Here is a 16,919-nt window from a genome sequence, read left to right as displayed (position 1 = left end):
TTGTATTTCTAGGCGACTCCTAATAACTTTTGGTCTTGAGATACTATTATTTGGTGAGCGATCGCATTAATAAACGCATACACATCATGTCCGGCTCGTCCTGTTACCAAGTCATCATCAACCACAATATTTCCCGGATCATTTGGTTGAGAATTCACTGGTGGCGGTACGTAAATAGCACCAGCATTAGTAATATCGGCCAGCACTACTTCATGGCAGATTACCCTTCTTCCTCGGAGTAATTCAGGCATTGGGGTCAGTAACCACAATCCATGACAGAGTAAACCTTTGATAATCTTGTGATTTGCCATTGCTTGAGCAAAAAACTGAACGGCTGGTGCAGTACGCGTTTGTTCTGGACTAATTTGCTGTGCTTGCGCTGATTGAAAGTAGCGCAAACGTACACTGGTGTAGTTAGCCCCCATAATTACGGCCGCATATTCATTCACATCTACGCTCTGAAAGTCAATGTTGACATCAAGATATTGCAGAGATTTACCAACTTCATCTACATCACTGACAAATCGGACACTTTCATTTCCCCAAAGCCGAGACATGAAATGCACAGTCGCCCCAAGTTCCTCAAAGTGTTGCCGATAAGCTGCAATTTCCTCAGGAATGAACTCTGTTTCTACAAGGATGGCGACTTTCTTTCCCTCTAGTATTCGGGTAGTCACAACTTCTCTCCTAAGTCTTGGGTGTAAATTGCACAATGATTTCTGCTGCTGAACCAAGTTGAAATTCTTTTTCTGCTAGTTCAATACGGAAGTTATCAGGGTCTATTGATGTGCGATCGTTACCATCAATACTGATTCTGCTCGCTTCTAAAGTATGGGGTCTAAAGAAATCAGGTAAAACATTGAGCGATCGCTGGCGACAATCAGCATTAGGTTTAAAATACAAGCAGAAGGGTTCTTTTGTTACATAGCTACTGATATAGATATGAGCTAAGTAATTTAGCTCAAAGGAATGGTAGCCAGAAATCGAATGTCCACCTTTTTGCCCGTACTGCCCTACAGTAATTGCATCACCACTCTCACTGACTCGGAAGAAAATACCTTTATTGTCTTGGTCGAGAAAGAATAAATTCCAAAATGCGGCGGTTTCTCGTACTAATCGCAGATACTCTTGTTTTTGGTCATGATTTTCATTACTGCAACCATAAAGAATTAAGTAGGCTAATAGGGCTTGTTCTTGTTGCCAGAAGTCTTTAGTGTTAAACCAAGGAAATTCTAGTGGCGTTCCATTTTGCGGATTACGTTCTAAAGTATCAAAAATTCCACCTCTAAATAGATCTACGCCAATCTCTGCCATCTTTATGCCTAAATTGTCTGCTAGCTTCATTAACTTATCCGCTAGGCGTTGTGATTCTTCGGCTTCTTGCGCGTTATCAGCAGCACATTGGGTGGCTAAGAAATAATAATAATTGGCAACACGAGTCAGGTTCCAGGCTATCTTTAAATTGTGTCCGACAACGGCACGATTTTGTTGCCACCGCCAATTATGGTCAGGTTTCCAATCTCGCAAAAATCGCTCATTCACAAATGGAACATTGGGATCTGGATCGGGAAATCTATCGACAATGATTGTGGATGTTGTTTTGAGAATCTTCTTACAAGTTTCTAAAAATTTACAGATTTCTTCGTGACCATGATCGGTTAATGGCAAAGGTTCCAATGCCAAAATCACGTTAATTAAATAAGCTGGTATATGATCCCCAATCGAATTCCAATTTTTTCTGGCTTGGTTATCTCCAAGAGCCGGACTGTCCCAATTTAATGTCACATAATCAAGGTGTGAAAAGTAATCACCGTAAGCTTGTTTGCCGTACTCTGATTCGGGATCGATGAAGAAATCATTAAAGACACGAACAGTCCGCTTGATATCATCAAGTACTTCCCAATCTAAAGTGATTCGATAATACTGAGCTAATCCAGCTAAGGCGTAAATTTGTTCGTAAAGTGGAATTGTATCTCTATCATCCTCGTTGAGAGAGCGCATATACAACTCATAACTGTACTCAGTCTTGCGCTTACCAAAAGCCCAAAAACAATGCTTGCCATCAGATGTTAAACTACGAAAAGTTTCTCGTTGGTATTGAACTCCAGCACGAGCAGCTGAAAGATAGCGTTCACCTCCAGTTAACAAGTAAGCAGAGGAAAGACCATAGATTAGCCTGGAAAGAGTAGCACATTCCTGAATGCTATCATCTGTTGGTAAACCGATGATGTTCAAGTTAGTTCGGTAAAGAGCAAAATCATCTATTTCATAAGTTTGTTTATTTGGAAATAGATAGCCTAACCAACTATCGGCTAGACGAGCAATTTGTGTTAACCACCAGTGTATCTGCTCAAACAGAAATTCGTCTTGACCTCTATATGAATTTAGTAAGTTAACAATGCGGGCATCATATTGGCAGTTACCGTTATTTGCTTGGTACACACCTTGGAGGACAACTAAGGTATTAGGCTGGATGTATTTTCTGACTAAATCTGCTGGCGAGGACTGATGAAAATTGTCAGGATTTGGGACTCTATCGCGGTTTATACCATCTAAATTTTGTAAAAATTGAAATCGTGTTTCTCTACCAACTGCAACCAGGAATTCATCTCCACTACGGCATTTAATACTAAATTTGCCTTGCTCTTGTGCAATATCAGTAACTTTGCCCATTAGGGTTGTGTTCACAGTAAATTGCTTCATAAATTCCTTCCTGTAATTTTGTATTAAAAACCTATGAGTATAGTCTTTGTTGTGTAGGGTTTTCAGGAATTTGAGCTAATCAATAGTTTATTCTCTAAAACTCATATCCAGCAATGAATTAGGTATCCTTTCTTGTTAACTAGCAATTAGTTATAAGTTCATCTAAGCTACCTACTTTCATTAGTTATGAATGTAATTTAGTAAAAAGTAGCAATCGTCTATCTTGAGCTAGATAATGTTTGGTATATTAAAATACTAATTAAGTCCTTCATATTGCTTGAGACAGAAATCAGCATAATTTTTATATATCTAAATATATGTTAGTTGTTTTTGCTTTTTAACTAATTAATTTTGAAATATAAATGCGAGTCAACTACTATTACTTTTAGTGGCAATATAGAGGATATTATTAGAAATATTGAGTTTCTTTTTAGCTAAAAATATTAATTACTAGATTTTCTCTACCAAAGCATTCTTGTTTTCAAAAATTATGTAATTGTTGAGTATAAATATAGGACTTATATTTGATTTCTGAAAAACAAAATTGGCTAGAAGCTTGCCATACAAAGGTTTATTTCTCAGTATACTTAGCAAGATTCAAGTACGATTCCTATAGTTATGATGATGTCTGAGAAGTATTAAATATTTCTCTTGACCCCCCAGCCCCACTTTAAAAAGGGAATTTAGGGACTTCAAAGGAATAAAATTACCAAACACAAGAATAATAATCATTATGAGAGGGGAAGGAGAAGCAGCCGCAGGCTGCTTCTCCTTCCCCCCTATTCGTAGTAAATTCAATTTTGTTGGGAGATTTTTGGGTGGAGCGGAGTGTTGCTCGAATTAACTGAATCAGTCAAAAAAGTATTCAAGGAAACGGCTAGCCAACTCAAAGGAGCAGCACGACGACGTTTTCTCTTCCCAAATTGGGGTCATGACGAAATAACTATGGCGTAGCCTGCGAAGTTTGTTTACCGTCCGGCTGATTTTGCTTGATTTTTGTGGCTTATTCATAAGCTGTGCTTATCCTTTGTCTAAAGCAATCAGCTTTTTACATTCCTCCAAGAAACTGTATCATACACTACTATTTTTTAGCGATCGCAAAACTTTTCGGTCTACTGACAATGCCAAGTATGGAATGGAGAACAAGAAAGATCCTAGTAATCCAGCTAGTTATGCCAACAAAGGTAAGGACACAGATAAAATTCTGTTGCAGATAAACGAGGAATTCCTTAGTGGGGAAGGCTTTAAGGCAGGGAGAAACTAAAACGGCATTAGTGGGCTGAACGCTTTACTGTAGATGTTTTTTGGTTAATTTCGTTTAAACTCTATTTCCCGACTTCCCGCCACAGGCTCTTCCCCTAACGGTGTCCAAATTAAAAGATCGTTACCCAAATAATGCCAATAAGCGAACCTAGGAGTAATACTAGACTGCTTATAGAACTGATGCCAAAACCAATAACTCGCCTCTTAGCAGCTTGATAATATCCCCAAGCGTATGCAATTCGTCCTACCAACCAGACCACACCAAGTCCCGTTCCCCACAATGGACTAACGTAGAAAGAAAATAACCATAACACAGGTAAAAATAAAACTAACTGTTCTAGAGTATTTTGCTGGACTCGCAGCACTCTTTCAAAGTCTTGATTTCCTGTCATCTGAGGAGCAGGCACATTGTATTTGACTCTATATCTACTGACATTAATCGTGAGAACCAAGTATAACAACAGTGCCAAGGCAGTTATCAGACTAACTAAAGGCGACATATCAGAATTATTACAAATCAAAAAGTAAGTTTAACTTTGTCATTAAGCGAGTATCGTGGGCATGATACTCGCACTTTTATGGGCCTAGCACGAACTTGGAAGCAAAACTTTTGTCAATTCAGGCTGGGAAGTCCAGTTTGTAGTCTTGCACTTTGTTTGAGCTTGGAGTTACCAGATCCTGATATCGTTCAAGATTCTATCCATGCTTCGCTCTGCTAGAGCTGCAATTGTCAAAGAGGGCGTGGCGCAGGCTGCGGAACCGGGTATGAGTGACCCATCCACGATATAAAGACCAGAGTGTCCGAATACACGACCATAAGAATCACAAACCTTTTCTATGACAGCACCACCTAGTGGTGCTACAGTGCTAGCCCCACTCACTTCTCCCACTAAGTTGCTTTGTAATTTATCTGGGTCTAATAACCTAGAGGCAGGAATGCTACCGTGGCGAATTCTGGTAGTGGGCTTTCTCTGTGGAGTTGTGTTAGCTGTGTCAATCAGGTTGTAAGTAAAAGTGGCTGCTTGTAGGTTGGTCTGGTTGCTGGCACTAGTAATCGGCCAGTTCACGTCAATATTTTCTGTGGAAGAGTTATAAGTGATTTGTCCATCAGGCTGGGAAATGTTCAATCCCAATGAACCAAGTGTACCCTGCGGTAACCCATAGAAGGGTGCATAGACCAGAACTGTAGGTGCAATTGGGTTGTTGAAGTGTTCAACAGCTACCGTCGATGGACCACCTTGGGTCGGGTTAGTGGGAATCAGTCCAGCTCGCACAGCCACAGTATTGCCGTTTGTACCCCAATACTTACCTACATCTTCACTTAGACGGCGCAGTTCGCCCGTGGCTTTGGCTTTTAGCAGCAGTTTGGTAGTGCCAAGAGAACCAGCGGCCAGAAACAGATGGCGGCAGATGAAGGAATGCCTAGCCAAAACTTGACCAAACTCGTCTATTTGGTCACAAACGACGCGATACCCTCTCTTATGGCCTAGTTCGGAAATTGACTGAACAACGTGCAACGGCAAAATTTCTACTTTCCCAGTAGCTTCTGCCTGAGCTAAGTAGTTGCGATCGAGGCTGTTCTTTGCTCCACTGTTAATGCCATACCACGACTCACCAATAATTGTTGAAGGCCTCCGTGTGCCGTTTATCTCTTGCCGAACAATATCCCAATCCACATTGATATCAAGCAAGCGTGTTGGCAAGCCGGCTCTAGCCGCCTGCTCTAAAAATACGCGGCTGCTTAGGTAATAGCTGGTGTTCAGGATATCCTGTGGCACGGGAGATGGTTTGAGGATCGAGCGGACGCGCGGATAATAGATGCGATCCAACTCGTGGTACTTCACACTTTTGGGAAAGACCCTTTCAAACAGTCTCTTTGTTGGCTGGTAAGTACTGGCAGCATAAACTAGCGATCCGCCCCCAACCCCCGCACCATTCAGGATGTTGATACCGTTACCAATAATTAAATCAAGAATTCCCGCATACTTGTCGATGGGTCGCGGGTTGTAAACAGGGGTTGTCGTGCGAAACCAGGCGGAGCGACCGTCTGGTTGGTCATAGGTGGCAAAGGTATCCTGTGCAGGAGTGATCGGCCAACGACGACCACGTTCCAAAACCAGGGTTCTGATACCTGCCTGTCCCAAACGCAGAGCAGCTACCGCTCCACCAAAACCACTGCCAATGACGATCGCCTGGATCGGTTGGTCAGCTAGGGCGGTTGTAGTTGTCATTCCGACTGTGAACAACAACGACGATTGAAGGAATTGACGGCGGCGCAACAACATAAATTCCAAACTCCTTAATAGAGATGTAACTGTGTCAGCTTTTTGCTGATCAACGAATTGTTTGATCGGATTCCTGAACGGCTGTAGATGTCTTGTTTGTCAATTCAGTCAGTATTAACTAAGTTCTTGACTAAATTGCATAATAAATTTTTCGGAAGTTGTTGATTTGTAGGATGATTGTCATTTTGTGTAAAGAAGCAAAACACAAAAAATTAATATTATGTTTTGCTCAAAAGTTGTAATTCATCTAACATTTATGCAACATCACTTTCCGCATATCCTTGGTGTGGAAATGACCATCTGGATTTGCCTATAGATTACAGGTAATAGAATTGTCTTTTCCCCACTTCTTTGGTCAGTATGATGGAATTAGGGAACATTATTGTTTAGTAAATATACTGCCTATATGGCATACTACACTTAGTCTTCGATACAATTTTTTTTTCTTTAGATTTCTTTATAAAAAATCTACCCTTGACTTGCTCAAATTAACCTGCATAGATAATTTTTCTCTCAAAAAACAAATAAGATACAAGCTAATATGACAGCAAGCATAATAAACTGCCGCCTAAAAAAAGACAGCAGTTAAAAAAGCTTTTTCATCATTTCTACTGCAAGCGATTGATGATGACTAGTTAAATTCAGCTTTTAGTTGAAAATCCCTCAAAATCCTGAAATTAAATCATAAATTAGGTATTTTGATGCCAGTGGATAGATACAATAATTTTTGTAACACAGCCAGTTTTAACTAATCAAATTCTTAACTGATTCAGCAAAAATTTGCGGAGCTTCCACTTCAGGGGAGTGACCTGCTTTTTGAATATGTACTTCTTCAGAATCAAGAGTTAACTGGCGAGTCAGACTTTTATCAGTGTGCGCATGAGAACCATCGCATTCTCCCCAAATAATCAGACTGGGTTGTTTAACAGGTTCTAAATCCGGTTGCTGTTCTTGCAAGTAAAATTGGAAGCAAGAAGCCAGAGAAAAGCACGCCCCTAACTTGTAAGACTGAAGTGCTATTTCAGTTAATTTCTGTGCTGTTTGAGATTCTGCAATGACAAGGTCAAACCAGCTGCCACAACGCTTTTCTTTTAAGAAATGTAAAGCTATTTGACCCAAAAAAGGAGTAGAGAGAATACCTTGAGGATCTCTTCCTTTTTTCCACTCCAAAGCACCTTGCCAAGTGGGAATTTGATTCAGAACCATGTGAGAAACTAACTTAGGATGCAGGTTAGCAATTTTGATGGCACAAAATCCCAAAAGACAAGGGAAGCTTAATACATACGGGCCTAAATTGAGACGGGTTAAGAATTCAACTAAGATAGTTGTAATAAAGTCAAAATCATACCTAAAACCCAATCCCTTGGGAAAGGAAAATCCAAACCCAGGTATTTCAAAGACAATGACTGTGAAATAGCGAGAAAGCTCGGCAATTGTCCGATCGTAAGACTCAATAGTTAATGGTGGGTCCGTATTGAGTACAATAGTGGGTTTATTTTCTCCAGTAATGCAATAGCGTATCCACGTTATCCCCATATCCATAAATTGAATATTAGAGCGAGACTGACTAGCAGGACTGTAAATGATTGAGGAACTTCTTAAGGTTGGCAAAACCGTATCAACTAGGGCTGCAAACATAGTTAAGCTGCTTGTGAGTAAATGATGGTATTGTCAGGCAGTTTTCGCCACTGAAAAAACCTGCCTTGACATACCTTGGGTAACTTTTTCCGGAAATCAATTCAAGTCTTAGCATTTGCCTAATCGACTTGACCTAGCGCGATCGCCCTTGGTGTTGGCGATCGCGTAGTGTCTCGTAGAGAAGCGATCGCTTTGTGGGATCAACCGTAGGGGGTGACGGTAGCTAAACCAGTAGCAACAAGGTTTTCTTTATTCCCTTTCACCGAAAATACATCAGCCCTGGTGATGACTTGGCTAAAGGTTGATTTAATCACATAACCTCTAGCAATCAATTTTTCCCCAACCGCAGGGGCGATAAAGTTCAGCTTGTATTCAGCAGTGACAACATCACCAACCTTAGAAGCTGCTGCCCAACAACAGGCACTATCAACTAAAAAGCCAATCACAGCCCCGTGGGTAAAACCACTATGCTGCTTTAATTCCTGCCGCATAGGGACGATTAATTCAGCAAAGCCATCTTCACAAGCAGTAATCTCTGCGTTAGTCCAGACTGTAAAGGGAGATGTCTGAATTGCTTCTCGTAGGGAAACAATATTAGCGGGAGTTCTGATTTTAGCAACAGGTTTGTTGAGTTTTTCGGTTTTGATTGTAGCATCCATAAGTTAAGAAAGTCCTGATATTGTGCGATCGCTGCTGAGAGATAAATCAACCAACAATTTCGGGATGAAACCGTTTCGCTTTTACTTGTTCTGGAGTTGGTCGCTTGACATTTGTAGCCCAACCGAGTTTTTCCAACAAGCTAATAAATGAGCCACTGGGATCTATTTGCCACCAATCAATGTTGAGTAGGGCAGAACCTGGAAAAGCATGATGATTGTTGTGCCAAGCTAGTCCTAAAGTGGGAATTGCTAGAAACCAAATGTTACCACTGTGACTGTTAGCTTGGTCGATAAAGGGACGAGTACCGAAGAGGTGACAGCCTGCGCGAATAATCAAATCTCCCATCAGGGTCATTACGCAAAATCTGAAACATCCCCCCCAGAGAAAAGCAGTCCATGCACCAGAAGCAGTCCCGGTAAAGAGAAAACCTAGTAAAGCTGGCAGGAGGAATGAGGACAAAACGATGCCATAAAAATAGTTATTGATCGTCACCATTGCTGGTTCAGCAAGTACATCCTTGGCATATCGTTCAGGTGGAGCCATTAGGTTGGTTTTGGAGTTATACTTCCAGCCAAAAAATGAGTGCCAGATATTTCTGCTCCTAGACAAAGGTTTTTCAGCTGCGATGTAATGGGGGGTATGAGGATCGCCTTCTCGATCTGCATAGATGTGATGACGACGATGATAAGCCACATACTCAAGAATGGGTGCTTCACCAGCCATTGAACCAGCCAATGCCAAGAGAATCCGCAGGGGTTTGACTACTTTATAGCTTTTATGGGCAAAGAGTCTGTGCATTCCTGCTTCTCCTGCCAAACCCACAAGGTTAAACATGAAAAGCAAAATTCCTAGGTCAATCCAACTAATGCCTTGATGTTGAAAAGAAGCGATCGCCGCAATTGCACCAATAACACTGATTATGTCAATGGTAGGATACCACGCATATCTAATCCATTTCCTGATTCCAGACAGGAGTGTATATTGAGGATGGCGAGGATCAATTTCTACTGGTTGGAAAACTTCTGTTACTTCTGTAACTGAATACTGATCTGAGATTTCAGCTAAATAGCTTGCTTGTTGCATAGTCATAGAGATTAATTTTTACTCTTCAGATACTTTCGTTGACTGTTTCGAGGGTTTCCAGTTGTTGCAAGAGATAGAGCAACTTGGTACGCTGCCGTTGAATCTTGCCACTGGTGGTTCTGGGAATGCTATTTGACGGGAGCAGTACAGTATCGTGTACTGTTAGTTGATAATGGTTATAAACAGCAGTCTGAACGGCTTTTCTAATTTCATCCGCGTAGCGATCGATGTGCTGTGCAAATTGGCGGATTACTTCATTCACCACCACCAGTTTTTGAGCGTGAGTTCCAGAGATGGAAAATACAGCACAATTGACTTCACTTAAAGCGGGGTGAGACAGTTTCACAGTTTCTTCAATATCTTGAGGGTAATAGTTTTTGCCATCGATCACGATTAAATCTTTGAGCCGCCCCGTAATATAGAGTCGCTGCTGAGAATCCAGAAAACCTAAATCTCCAGTCCGTAAAAATCTCAATCCATCCCGATAAACGAATGTTTCCTGATTTTTATCGGGTTGTTGCCAGTAACCGCGCGTAATACTCGGCCCGGCAATCCAAATTTCTCCAATGTAGTGAGAAGGACATTCTTTGAAAGTTTGAGGATTGATGATCCGTAAGGACAATTCTGGCATTACCTGACCATTGCTCACCACCGTGCGGGTGTTGCCTTTCTGCTGGGGCGCATCCGCATCCAGGACTTCATCGCCGCTACAAGGGATAGTCAAAGCCAAAGGCTCTTCAGATTTATCTGTACCGCTAACGATTAGAGTGGCTTCTGCCAAACCATAACAAGGTAAAAAGGCAGATTTTCTGAAGCCGTAAGGAGCAAAGGTATTGCTAAAAAGTTCTAGAGTCTGGAGTTTGATATGTTCAGCCCCGTTGTAGGCTACATCCCAAGAGGATAAAGATAGGTCTGCTAACGACGCGGGATCTATGCGTTGGATACAGAGATCGTAGGCAAAATTAGGCCCCCCTGTAGTTGTCACCTTTTTATCTGAGATCGTTTTCAACCAAAGTTTAGGACGTTGGAGGAAAGTCACCGGAGACATGAAATAACAGGGAAATCCCACATATAAAGGCTGAAAGATACTACCAATCAGTCCCATGTCGTGAAATAGGGGAACCCAAGCTAACCCGATACTGTTGCTACTGTGACCAAAGGTGCGCTGAATCATTTTCTGGTTAGCAATGATATTCTCATGACTGACTATCACTCCTTTAGGAAAAGAGGTAGAGCCAGAGGTATATTGCAAAAAACCAATTTCGTTACTTTGTCGGTCAATTGGGGAGAGGAGAGAGTCTAGAGTTTCTAGAGAGGGAAAAATCTGGATGGGAAGAGATGCGCTTAAGCCCTCTTTATCAAATAAGTCTCGGACGCTGGCATCAGTTACGATTAAACTGGCATCGCAATCAGTAAAAATCCGTTGATAGTGTTCGCAGTTATGTTTGCGGTTGGGTGAACTGAGAGGAACGGGAATGCGGTTAGTGTACAGACAAGCGAAAAAAGTAATGACAAATTCCGGGCTAGTGGGTAACTGAATGGCGACGCGATCGCCACTTGCTGTTTTGTCGGTTAACCATGTCGCTAACTGTTGGACTGCTGTTAATAAACTTGCATAGGTGAGACGAGCATATTCCCGACCTCTAGTATCAAGAAAGTAATAGAGGGGGCGATCGCCTTGATTCTTGGCTCGCAAGAGCAATTTGTCAATCAAACTATTTAAATGACGAGAACTCATTAGTTTTCTTCCCGAAATTCAGGGAGTAGCAATAGTGTGTAGTTAAGCCCTTATCCTGCCGAAATGGATAGAGGTGAAAGGGCTAAAACTATTGAAATTTTGTCAGTATTAATTAACTGGCAGGGATGAAACTCACTGGTAAACAGGTTAAGGTTCGGGTGATAAAACCCTCTGGATGCCAACGATAATCATTAGCACCAAATCTCATTTCCTGTACGTGTTCGCAGAGATAAGTGAATAGAAGTTGACCTTCTAGTCGGGCGATCATTTGTCCTAAGCAATTGTGTATGCCATGTCCGAAAGCAATCTGAGCCGCAGCATCTCGTGTGATATCAAAGGTATTAGCATTGTCAAATTGATCCTCATCGCGGTTGGCGGAAGCTAGACACAGAAGCATTTTCTCCCCTTTGCGAATGGTATGAGAGCCAACTTGTAGGTCACTGACTGCTAGGCGTACAGTTTGCTGTAAGGGTGGATCGAAGCGCAGTATTTCATTGATGACTTGTTTACTAGTAGCTTTTCCCTGACGGAAAATTTGCCACTGTTCGGGGTGTTGCATAAAGGCTAGAACTCCATTAGTGAGCAATCCTTTGGAGGTTTCGTGACCAGCAACGTAAGTCATCACACAGGCTATACCCAGTTCACTGTCTGAGAGTCGATCTTCTCCGACTCTGGCTTGAATTAATTTACTCAGTAAATCGTCTCCCAGATGGGTTTTGCGGCGATCAATGATTTCTTGAAAAATAGCTAGGCAGGATTGTAAATCTTGCTCAATGCGACGGATACGCATTTTGGTCAACAAACTCGGTTCTAAGATAGAACGAACGCGGTGGATATATTCATCGATAGTCTTGATGTACTCTTGGGGAATGCCTAGCAAATGGGAAAGAGTATACAAGGGTATTTGATGGGCAATCTGAGCGAAATCAAAACTTTCTTCTGGAATTTTTGGAGCGACTAACTCTGCAATTAGCTGCTGAACGTGGGCGGTGTGAGCATTGATATTAGTGTTACTGAAAGCTTGTCCTGCCAACCGACGCAAGCGTGCATGATCTGGGGGATCGGTAAAGACGATCGCTTTTTGGCCCAATTCCACCAAACCGGGAATGTCACCAACTTTTTGTTGTACCACATATTGGGGAATGTAGTTAACGCTGACCGCATCCGAGTTCAACACTTGGATAATATCTTGATATTTGGTCATGATCCACATATCTAAGGTATTGTGAATCGGATTTTGTTGGCGCAATCCTTGATATGTTGTGTAGGGATCTTCCCGAAAACCGGGTGCGAAGGGGTTAAACTTAACGGGAGATTGAGGGGTAGCGATCATTATGAGGCATAACTCCTTGTTAGTAGATAAAAGTAGCTATCTGAATCATCCAGTTTTATTTAGCTAAGGATTGCATTTCAAAACGGAGGAGTAAGATTTGTCCGAAGTAAAAACCTGCAACTGCTAACTTCAGATACTGTTCGTATTTCAAATAGAGTTCTTCACCAAATTGCTCTACAATCAGCAATTTCTGACGGCGGAGATTTTTCAGCCACAAATCGCAAGTCTTACCATAATGGAGGCGATCGTTGCGGTAGGTTTTGACCTCAAATAAACCATCGGATGCCATAAAAATTTCACCAGGACGAGGTAATTCGGAATCAGGAAAAATCTCTGTTTGGGTGAAGACATTTTTATCTTCGGCATTTAACGACCCATATGCGATCGTCTGCAAAGATAGCTTACCTTTAGGTTTTAACCACTTTTGACAACGGCTAAAGAATTCTCGATAGACACTTACTTTTTCGTCCAACGAAGCTTCTGGTTGGGCAAAATGTTCAAAAGCACCTATAGAGACGATCGCATCATAAGGATCTGTTGGCTGATGGACAATCCAACTCTCTTCGCAGACTTGGATATTAGGGATATTGAGAGCGCGGATATGTAGATATTGATTGTGGCTCAACGTCAAACCCGTAGCATGATTCTGGGGATTTGAGTTGATATGACGTTGCATTAATGCTCCCCAGCCACAACCAATATCTAATAGTCTTTTGCTGGTTGTTGCACCTGAAGCATTCAGATGCCAATCAATTTTTCGCTGTTGGGATGTTTCTAGGTCGTTATCTAACGTAGGAGAATCCCATAAACCAGAAGAGTAAGTCAAACTAGAATCTAGCCAGAGGGTGTAAAAGTCGTTACTGACATCGTAGTGGTGCTGGATAGCTGCGGCACTACCGCCTCGATTATTGATACTTGCTACCATCTTAAGCACTCCTAAGCGACATTTTCTAAAGCGTTTTCTTCTTGTGCCATTTCGGCTAGATAGGTAGAAACTTGAGCAATTGTATTGAACTCAAAAAACAGAGAAGGACTTAGTTCAAACCCTAACCATTCTTCTAAATCTCCTACGAGCGAGACGGCTGCTGAAGAATTGAGTCCAAACCGCTCAAATTCATAGTTCTCGTCAACTTTTTCTGGTTCTACTTCGAGGATATCTGCTAAGTAGGTTTTGATCCATTGGCTAATTTGTTGTTGAGTTTTCATGACATCTCCTGATTTAAAGTGCTAAAAGTTTTAGATGAATTAGGCGTTGAGTTCTCGTGCTTGAATTTTGTCTGGGGTAGGAACTTTTACTTCCCAAGCTAGATGTAGAACTTCCAGTAATTTAATGAACCAGTAACCTGGATCTAAGCGATACCATTCCAAGCCAAAAGAAGCCGAGGCAGGAAACGCGTGATGATTGTTGTGCCATGACTCACCAAAGGTCAATAGGGCAATCGGGCCAAAATTATGACTGTGTTCTTCGGTTTGAAAACGCTTCGCGCCAAAGCAGTGCAAGAAGGAGTTAATTGACCAAATCGTATGTCCTCCCCACAGAATTCTCAACACACCGCCCCAAATAAATCCTGCTAACGCTCCTGCTAGACTCCAGTGGTACAAGCCGCCTAAAAGAGCAGGTAACAGTAAGCCAAGGGAAGCCCACAGGTAGTAGTAGCGATCGACTCTGATCACAGTTTTGTTTTTGATTAAATCCGGTACGTAGTGGACAACACTGGGATATGGATGCTTGTACATCCAAGTGACGTGAGAGTGAACTAAACCGCGAATGCGATCGCGCCAATCACTACCATGAAGATTTGGTGAGTGAGGATCGCCTGGTTTATCACTCAATTCATGGTGGCGACGATGTAATGCTGACCATGAGATTACACCCCCTTGACCAGCCATTGCACCCCAAATAGCCAGCATGGCTTGAACTGCTTCATAAGTCTTGTAGGAACGATGGGTAAATAAACGATGGTAGCCGGACGACACCCCAAATCCTGTCATTAACCAAAATAAAACAAACAGGAATAGCTCAAATGGCCCAAATGGAAGATAAGGTATTAAAGGCAGAGCTATTAAAGTGCCTACAAATGGTAAGATTTGAAAGAGGATAAAATGCCTTTTTTGTAGGCTGTGTAAAAAAGGGTTGTCAACCACTTTTTTACGCTTTGTATTGTCAGTTAAAATTGACTCGACATCTACTATTTCTGTATTCATTCGTATTTACTCACGCTAATTTAGCATTACCGAATCAGGTAATGAATTGTGATTTTGAATACAATGATATGGAGTAAAGAACCGTAATCAAGGATTCTTTGATTTTCCTCGCATTCAGTATTAGCCGATCCAATTCATACTACCCACTCAGGAACACTGCTATTTATTTCTACAGATTAAATACAGGTAATTACACAAATTTATGCAAAAAAATACTCAAATTTAACTAGATCAAATACACATGAATGCTGAAAAGCTTAAATAGTAAAGGTTTCATTAATTATTAAGTATTGTAAACACAACTTAAAGCTTGTACCTTGAAATATGAATGTCAAAACTACAACTACGTGCTGAGGAAGTTTTCAAGGTAGCGATCGCATTCAATAATTCGTAACAATAACAGAGGTTATGGCTTTTGAAAATTTTACAGCGTAATCTTTGTTCACCATCAGGACTTTGTTTTTATATAACTAGAGAATAGTCACGCAGACGACTTATTTATACAAGTAAGGACTTCTGCGTGACTAAATATTAGATATTTCCTTGGGCTTAATTTTGGTTACTGGGCGCGATCGCACTCTTAGCGGGCGCTTCGTGCCATCGCATGAGAAATGTCTAGATCCCTAGTTGTATATGCAGACATGTACAGAGAATAGGTTGAGATGATTGCTTAAATGGTTGTGCCCATACATGTCAAATTTTCAAACTCAGGTTACGAAACTTTTAGAATTAACTAACGTTAGAGAATGGGATGGACGAGTGATTAAAGAGAGAGAACAAAAAATTAGAGAGGCAGCACTTGTTTTAGCAGGCCAATGTATTGCCTTATTTTTATATAATCTTTCCCAATCTCAAGAGGCTCTTGATACAGCAATACCTCAAACTCAAGGCTGGTGGCATACCAAAACTCATAGGCATGGGTTAAGAAAAAGGCAAATATTAACAGTTGGAAATGTCTTGAGCTTATTTATAAAGTAAATCTAAAGGCAAGTAGAAAGGAATTCTTGCAAGGATAAGATACCCTATATACAGTGTATTTACATAGTCGCTCATGGCACGAAAGTCTTACCCGACAGACTTAATGGAATTGCTAGAAGAGCGTCCAGAATTACTGGAAAAAGTCGAAGTCATCTGGGTTGATTCAGGTTATGACGGTGATAAATTTGCTCTGTGTGTTTGGCTCATGATCCAAGCTCATGTTGATGTCATACGCCTTACTGAGCAAGAATTTCAGGTTCTCCCCAAACGTTGGGTAGTAGAAAGAACATTTGGATGGTTTAACCAGTACCATCGTCTCAGCAAAGATTATGAGCGTCTTCCAGAAATGAGTGAAGCTGCCATATATGCTGTGATGACTCGTATTATGCTGCGTCGTCTTGTAGCCTGTCGTCTTGTAGCCTAAAGATTTACTTTATAAATGGTCTCTAAATCTACATACGATAAAGTTAGATAAAAACTGTGCAATTTTTATCTAAAAATCAACTTTTTTCATCTGATACACGTAAACTGGAAACTAAAACCGAGTCTGTTGACCAAACATTAACGTATCTTCTAGGAACAAGAGCCAGTGCCAACTTCTGACTTTCCGTGCCCCATTATTGCCCTGTTTAACTAGATGGGTGGTGTTGCCAAATCAAAATTGACCTCCAAGCCACCTTGACCAAATTCATGAGGTAAGTGCATCTCAGTTACAAAAAACTGTTTTTCATCTTTTTGCTGTTGAGTTAATTCTCGTTTCGCTTTCATTTTGTGAGGAGTAGTGATATTTGTGCCTCCTTGAAAAGCCTTATCACCTGAAAATGGTTGCGACTTATCAAATTTTTTCTGAGACTTACGGAACAAGTTTATATCGGCTGTTGGTCCAGGCGTACCCAATACGGTTCGGTTAAGTTCTAAGCGGTGTTAATTACTGAAAAAGTGAGTGTTTGTAATTTAGCTGTTTGGGTTCTATGTATGGGCTTTTTGTTCGGAAATTTGGCTCTAGTTTTTTTGACAACACGAGGATTGCTTC

The 16,919-nt window shown here is 41.2% G+C and carries 15 protein-coding genes and 2 pseudogenes; 4 read left to right on the top strand and 13 right to left on the bottom strand.

Translation table 11 applies throughout. The features are described from left to right. Positions 1–8: 8 nt before the first annotated feature. Both RMY31_RS06540 and RMY31_RS06535 read right to left on the bottom strand, forming a co-directional pair. On the bottom strand, positions 9–677 hold the full coding sequence (locus RMY31_RS06540) for a DJ-1/PfpI family protein (protein WP_322665261.1): 669 nt from the start codon (positions 675–677) through the stop codon (positions 9–11). 10 nt (positions 678–687) lie between these two features. After that, a complete protein-coding gene (locus RMY31_RS06535) occupies positions 688–2,703 on the bottom strand; it encodes an N-acyl-D-glucosamine 2-epimerase (RefSeq protein WP_322665263.1) in 2,016 nt (671 codons plus the stop codon). A gap of 828 nt (positions 2,704–3,531) precedes the next feature. Here RMY31_RS06535 and RMY31_RS06530 point away from each other — a divergent pair. Further along, positions 3,532–3,657 (top strand): hypothetical protein, encoded by a 126-nt coding sequence (locus tag RMY31_RS06530; protein WP_409877496.1) that lies wholly within the window; start codon positions 3,532–3,534, stop codon positions 3,655–3,657. Between the two features lie 73 nt (positions 3,658–3,730). After that, entirely contained in the window at positions 3,731–3,967 is a 237-nt protein-coding gene (locus RMY31_RS06525; protein WP_322665265.1) for a hypothetical protein, read from the top strand. Between the two features lie 109 nt (positions 3,968–4,076). Here RMY31_RS06525 and RMY31_RS06520 read toward each other — a convergent pair whose 3' ends face one another. The 10 genes from RMY31_RS06520 to RMY31_RS06475 all read right to left on the bottom strand — a co-directional run bounded on the left by RMY31_RS06520 (position 4,077) and on the right by RMY31_RS06475 (position 14,908). Beyond that, entirely contained in the window at positions 4,077–4,466 is a 390-nt protein-coding gene (locus tag RMY31_RS06520) for an MAPEG family protein (protein ID WP_322665267.1), read from the bottom strand. Between the two features lie 168 nt (positions 4,467–4,634). Next, complete coding sequence (locus tag RMY31_RS06515; RefSeq protein WP_322665269.1) at positions 4,635–6,251, bottom strand: GMC oxidoreductase; 1,617 nt, start codon at positions 6,249–6,251, stop codon at positions 4,635–4,637. Positions 6,252–6,995: 744 nt separating this feature from the next. Further along, positions 6,996–7,889 (bottom strand): alpha/beta hydrolase, encoded by an 894-nt coding sequence (locus RMY31_RS06510; RefSeq protein ID WP_322665271.1) that lies wholly within the window; start codon positions 7,887–7,889, stop codon positions 6,996–6,998. A 200-nt stretch (positions 7,890–8,089) separates the two neighbouring features. Continuing rightward, complete coding sequence (locus RMY31_RS06505; RefSeq protein ID WP_322665273.1) at positions 8,090–8,548, bottom strand: PaaI family thioesterase; 459 nt, start codon at positions 8,546–8,548, stop codon at positions 8,090–8,092. Between the two features lie 46 nt (positions 8,549–8,594). Beyond that, positions 8,595–9,638, bottom strand: coding sequence for an acyl-CoA desaturase (locus RMY31_RS06500; protein ID WP_322665275.1), 1,044 nt, complete (start codon positions 9,636–9,638; stop codon positions 8,595–8,597). 19 nt (positions 9,639–9,657) lie between these two features. After that, positions 9,658–11,370: a fatty acyl-AMP ligase gene (locus tag RMY31_RS06495; protein WP_322665277.1), complete on the bottom strand. Its 1,713-nt coding sequence runs from the start codon at positions 11,368–11,370 to the stop codon at positions 9,658–9,660. 112 nt (positions 11,371–11,482) lie between these two features. After that, entirely contained in the window at positions 11,483–12,703 is a 1,221-nt protein-coding gene (locus tag RMY31_RS06490; RefSeq protein ID WP_322665279.1) for a cytochrome P450, read from the bottom strand. A 55-nt stretch (positions 12,704–12,758) separates the two neighbouring features. Then, positions 12,759–13,628: a class I SAM-dependent methyltransferase gene (locus RMY31_RS06485; RefSeq protein WP_322665281.1), complete on the bottom strand. Its 870-nt coding sequence runs from the start codon at positions 13,626–13,628 to the stop codon at positions 12,759–12,761. Positions 13,629–13,639: 11 nt separating this feature from the next. Further along, positions 13,640–13,909 (bottom strand): acyl carrier protein, encoded by a 270-nt coding sequence (locus tag RMY31_RS06480; RefSeq protein WP_322665283.1) that lies wholly within the window; start codon positions 13,907–13,909, stop codon positions 13,640–13,642. Between the two features lie 39 nt (positions 13,910–13,948). Continuing rightward, on the bottom strand, positions 13,949–14,908 hold the full coding sequence (locus RMY31_RS06475; RefSeq protein ID WP_322665285.1) for an acyl-CoA desaturase: 960 nt from the start codon (positions 14,906–14,908) through the stop codon (positions 13,949–13,951). Between the two features lie 690 nt (positions 14,909–15,598). Here RMY31_RS06475 and RMY31_RS06470 point away from each other — a divergent pair. Further along, positions 15,599–15,868 (top strand): annotated as a pseudogene (locus RMY31_RS06470) (ISLre2 family transposase); the annotation flags it as partial. A gap of 118 nt (positions 15,869–15,986) precedes the next feature. Next, positions 15,987–16,310, top strand: a pseudogene (locus tag RMY31_RS06465) (transposase); the annotation flags it as partial. Positions 16,311–16,519: 209 nt separating this feature from the next. Here the strand turns inward: RMY31_RS06465 and RMY31_RS06460 are convergent. Beyond that, the gene (locus RMY31_RS06460) at positions 16,520–16,783 is read right to left on the bottom strand and encodes a hypothetical protein (protein ID WP_322665287.1); all 264 of its coding nucleotides are present in this window, start codon (positions 16,781–16,783) and stop codon (positions 16,520–16,522) included. Between the last annotated feature and the right edge of the window lie 136 nt (positions 16,784–16,919).

It is taken from the genome of Dendronalium sp. ChiSLP03b, from assembly GCF_034531165.2.
Classification (GTDB): Bacteria; Cyanobacteriota; Cyanobacteriia; order Cyanobacteriales; family Nostocaceae; genus Dendronalium; species Dendronalium minutum.
The sequence above is the reverse complement of the archived record's forward strand: the minus strand, read 5'-3'. Positions and strand labels throughout refer to the sequence as shown.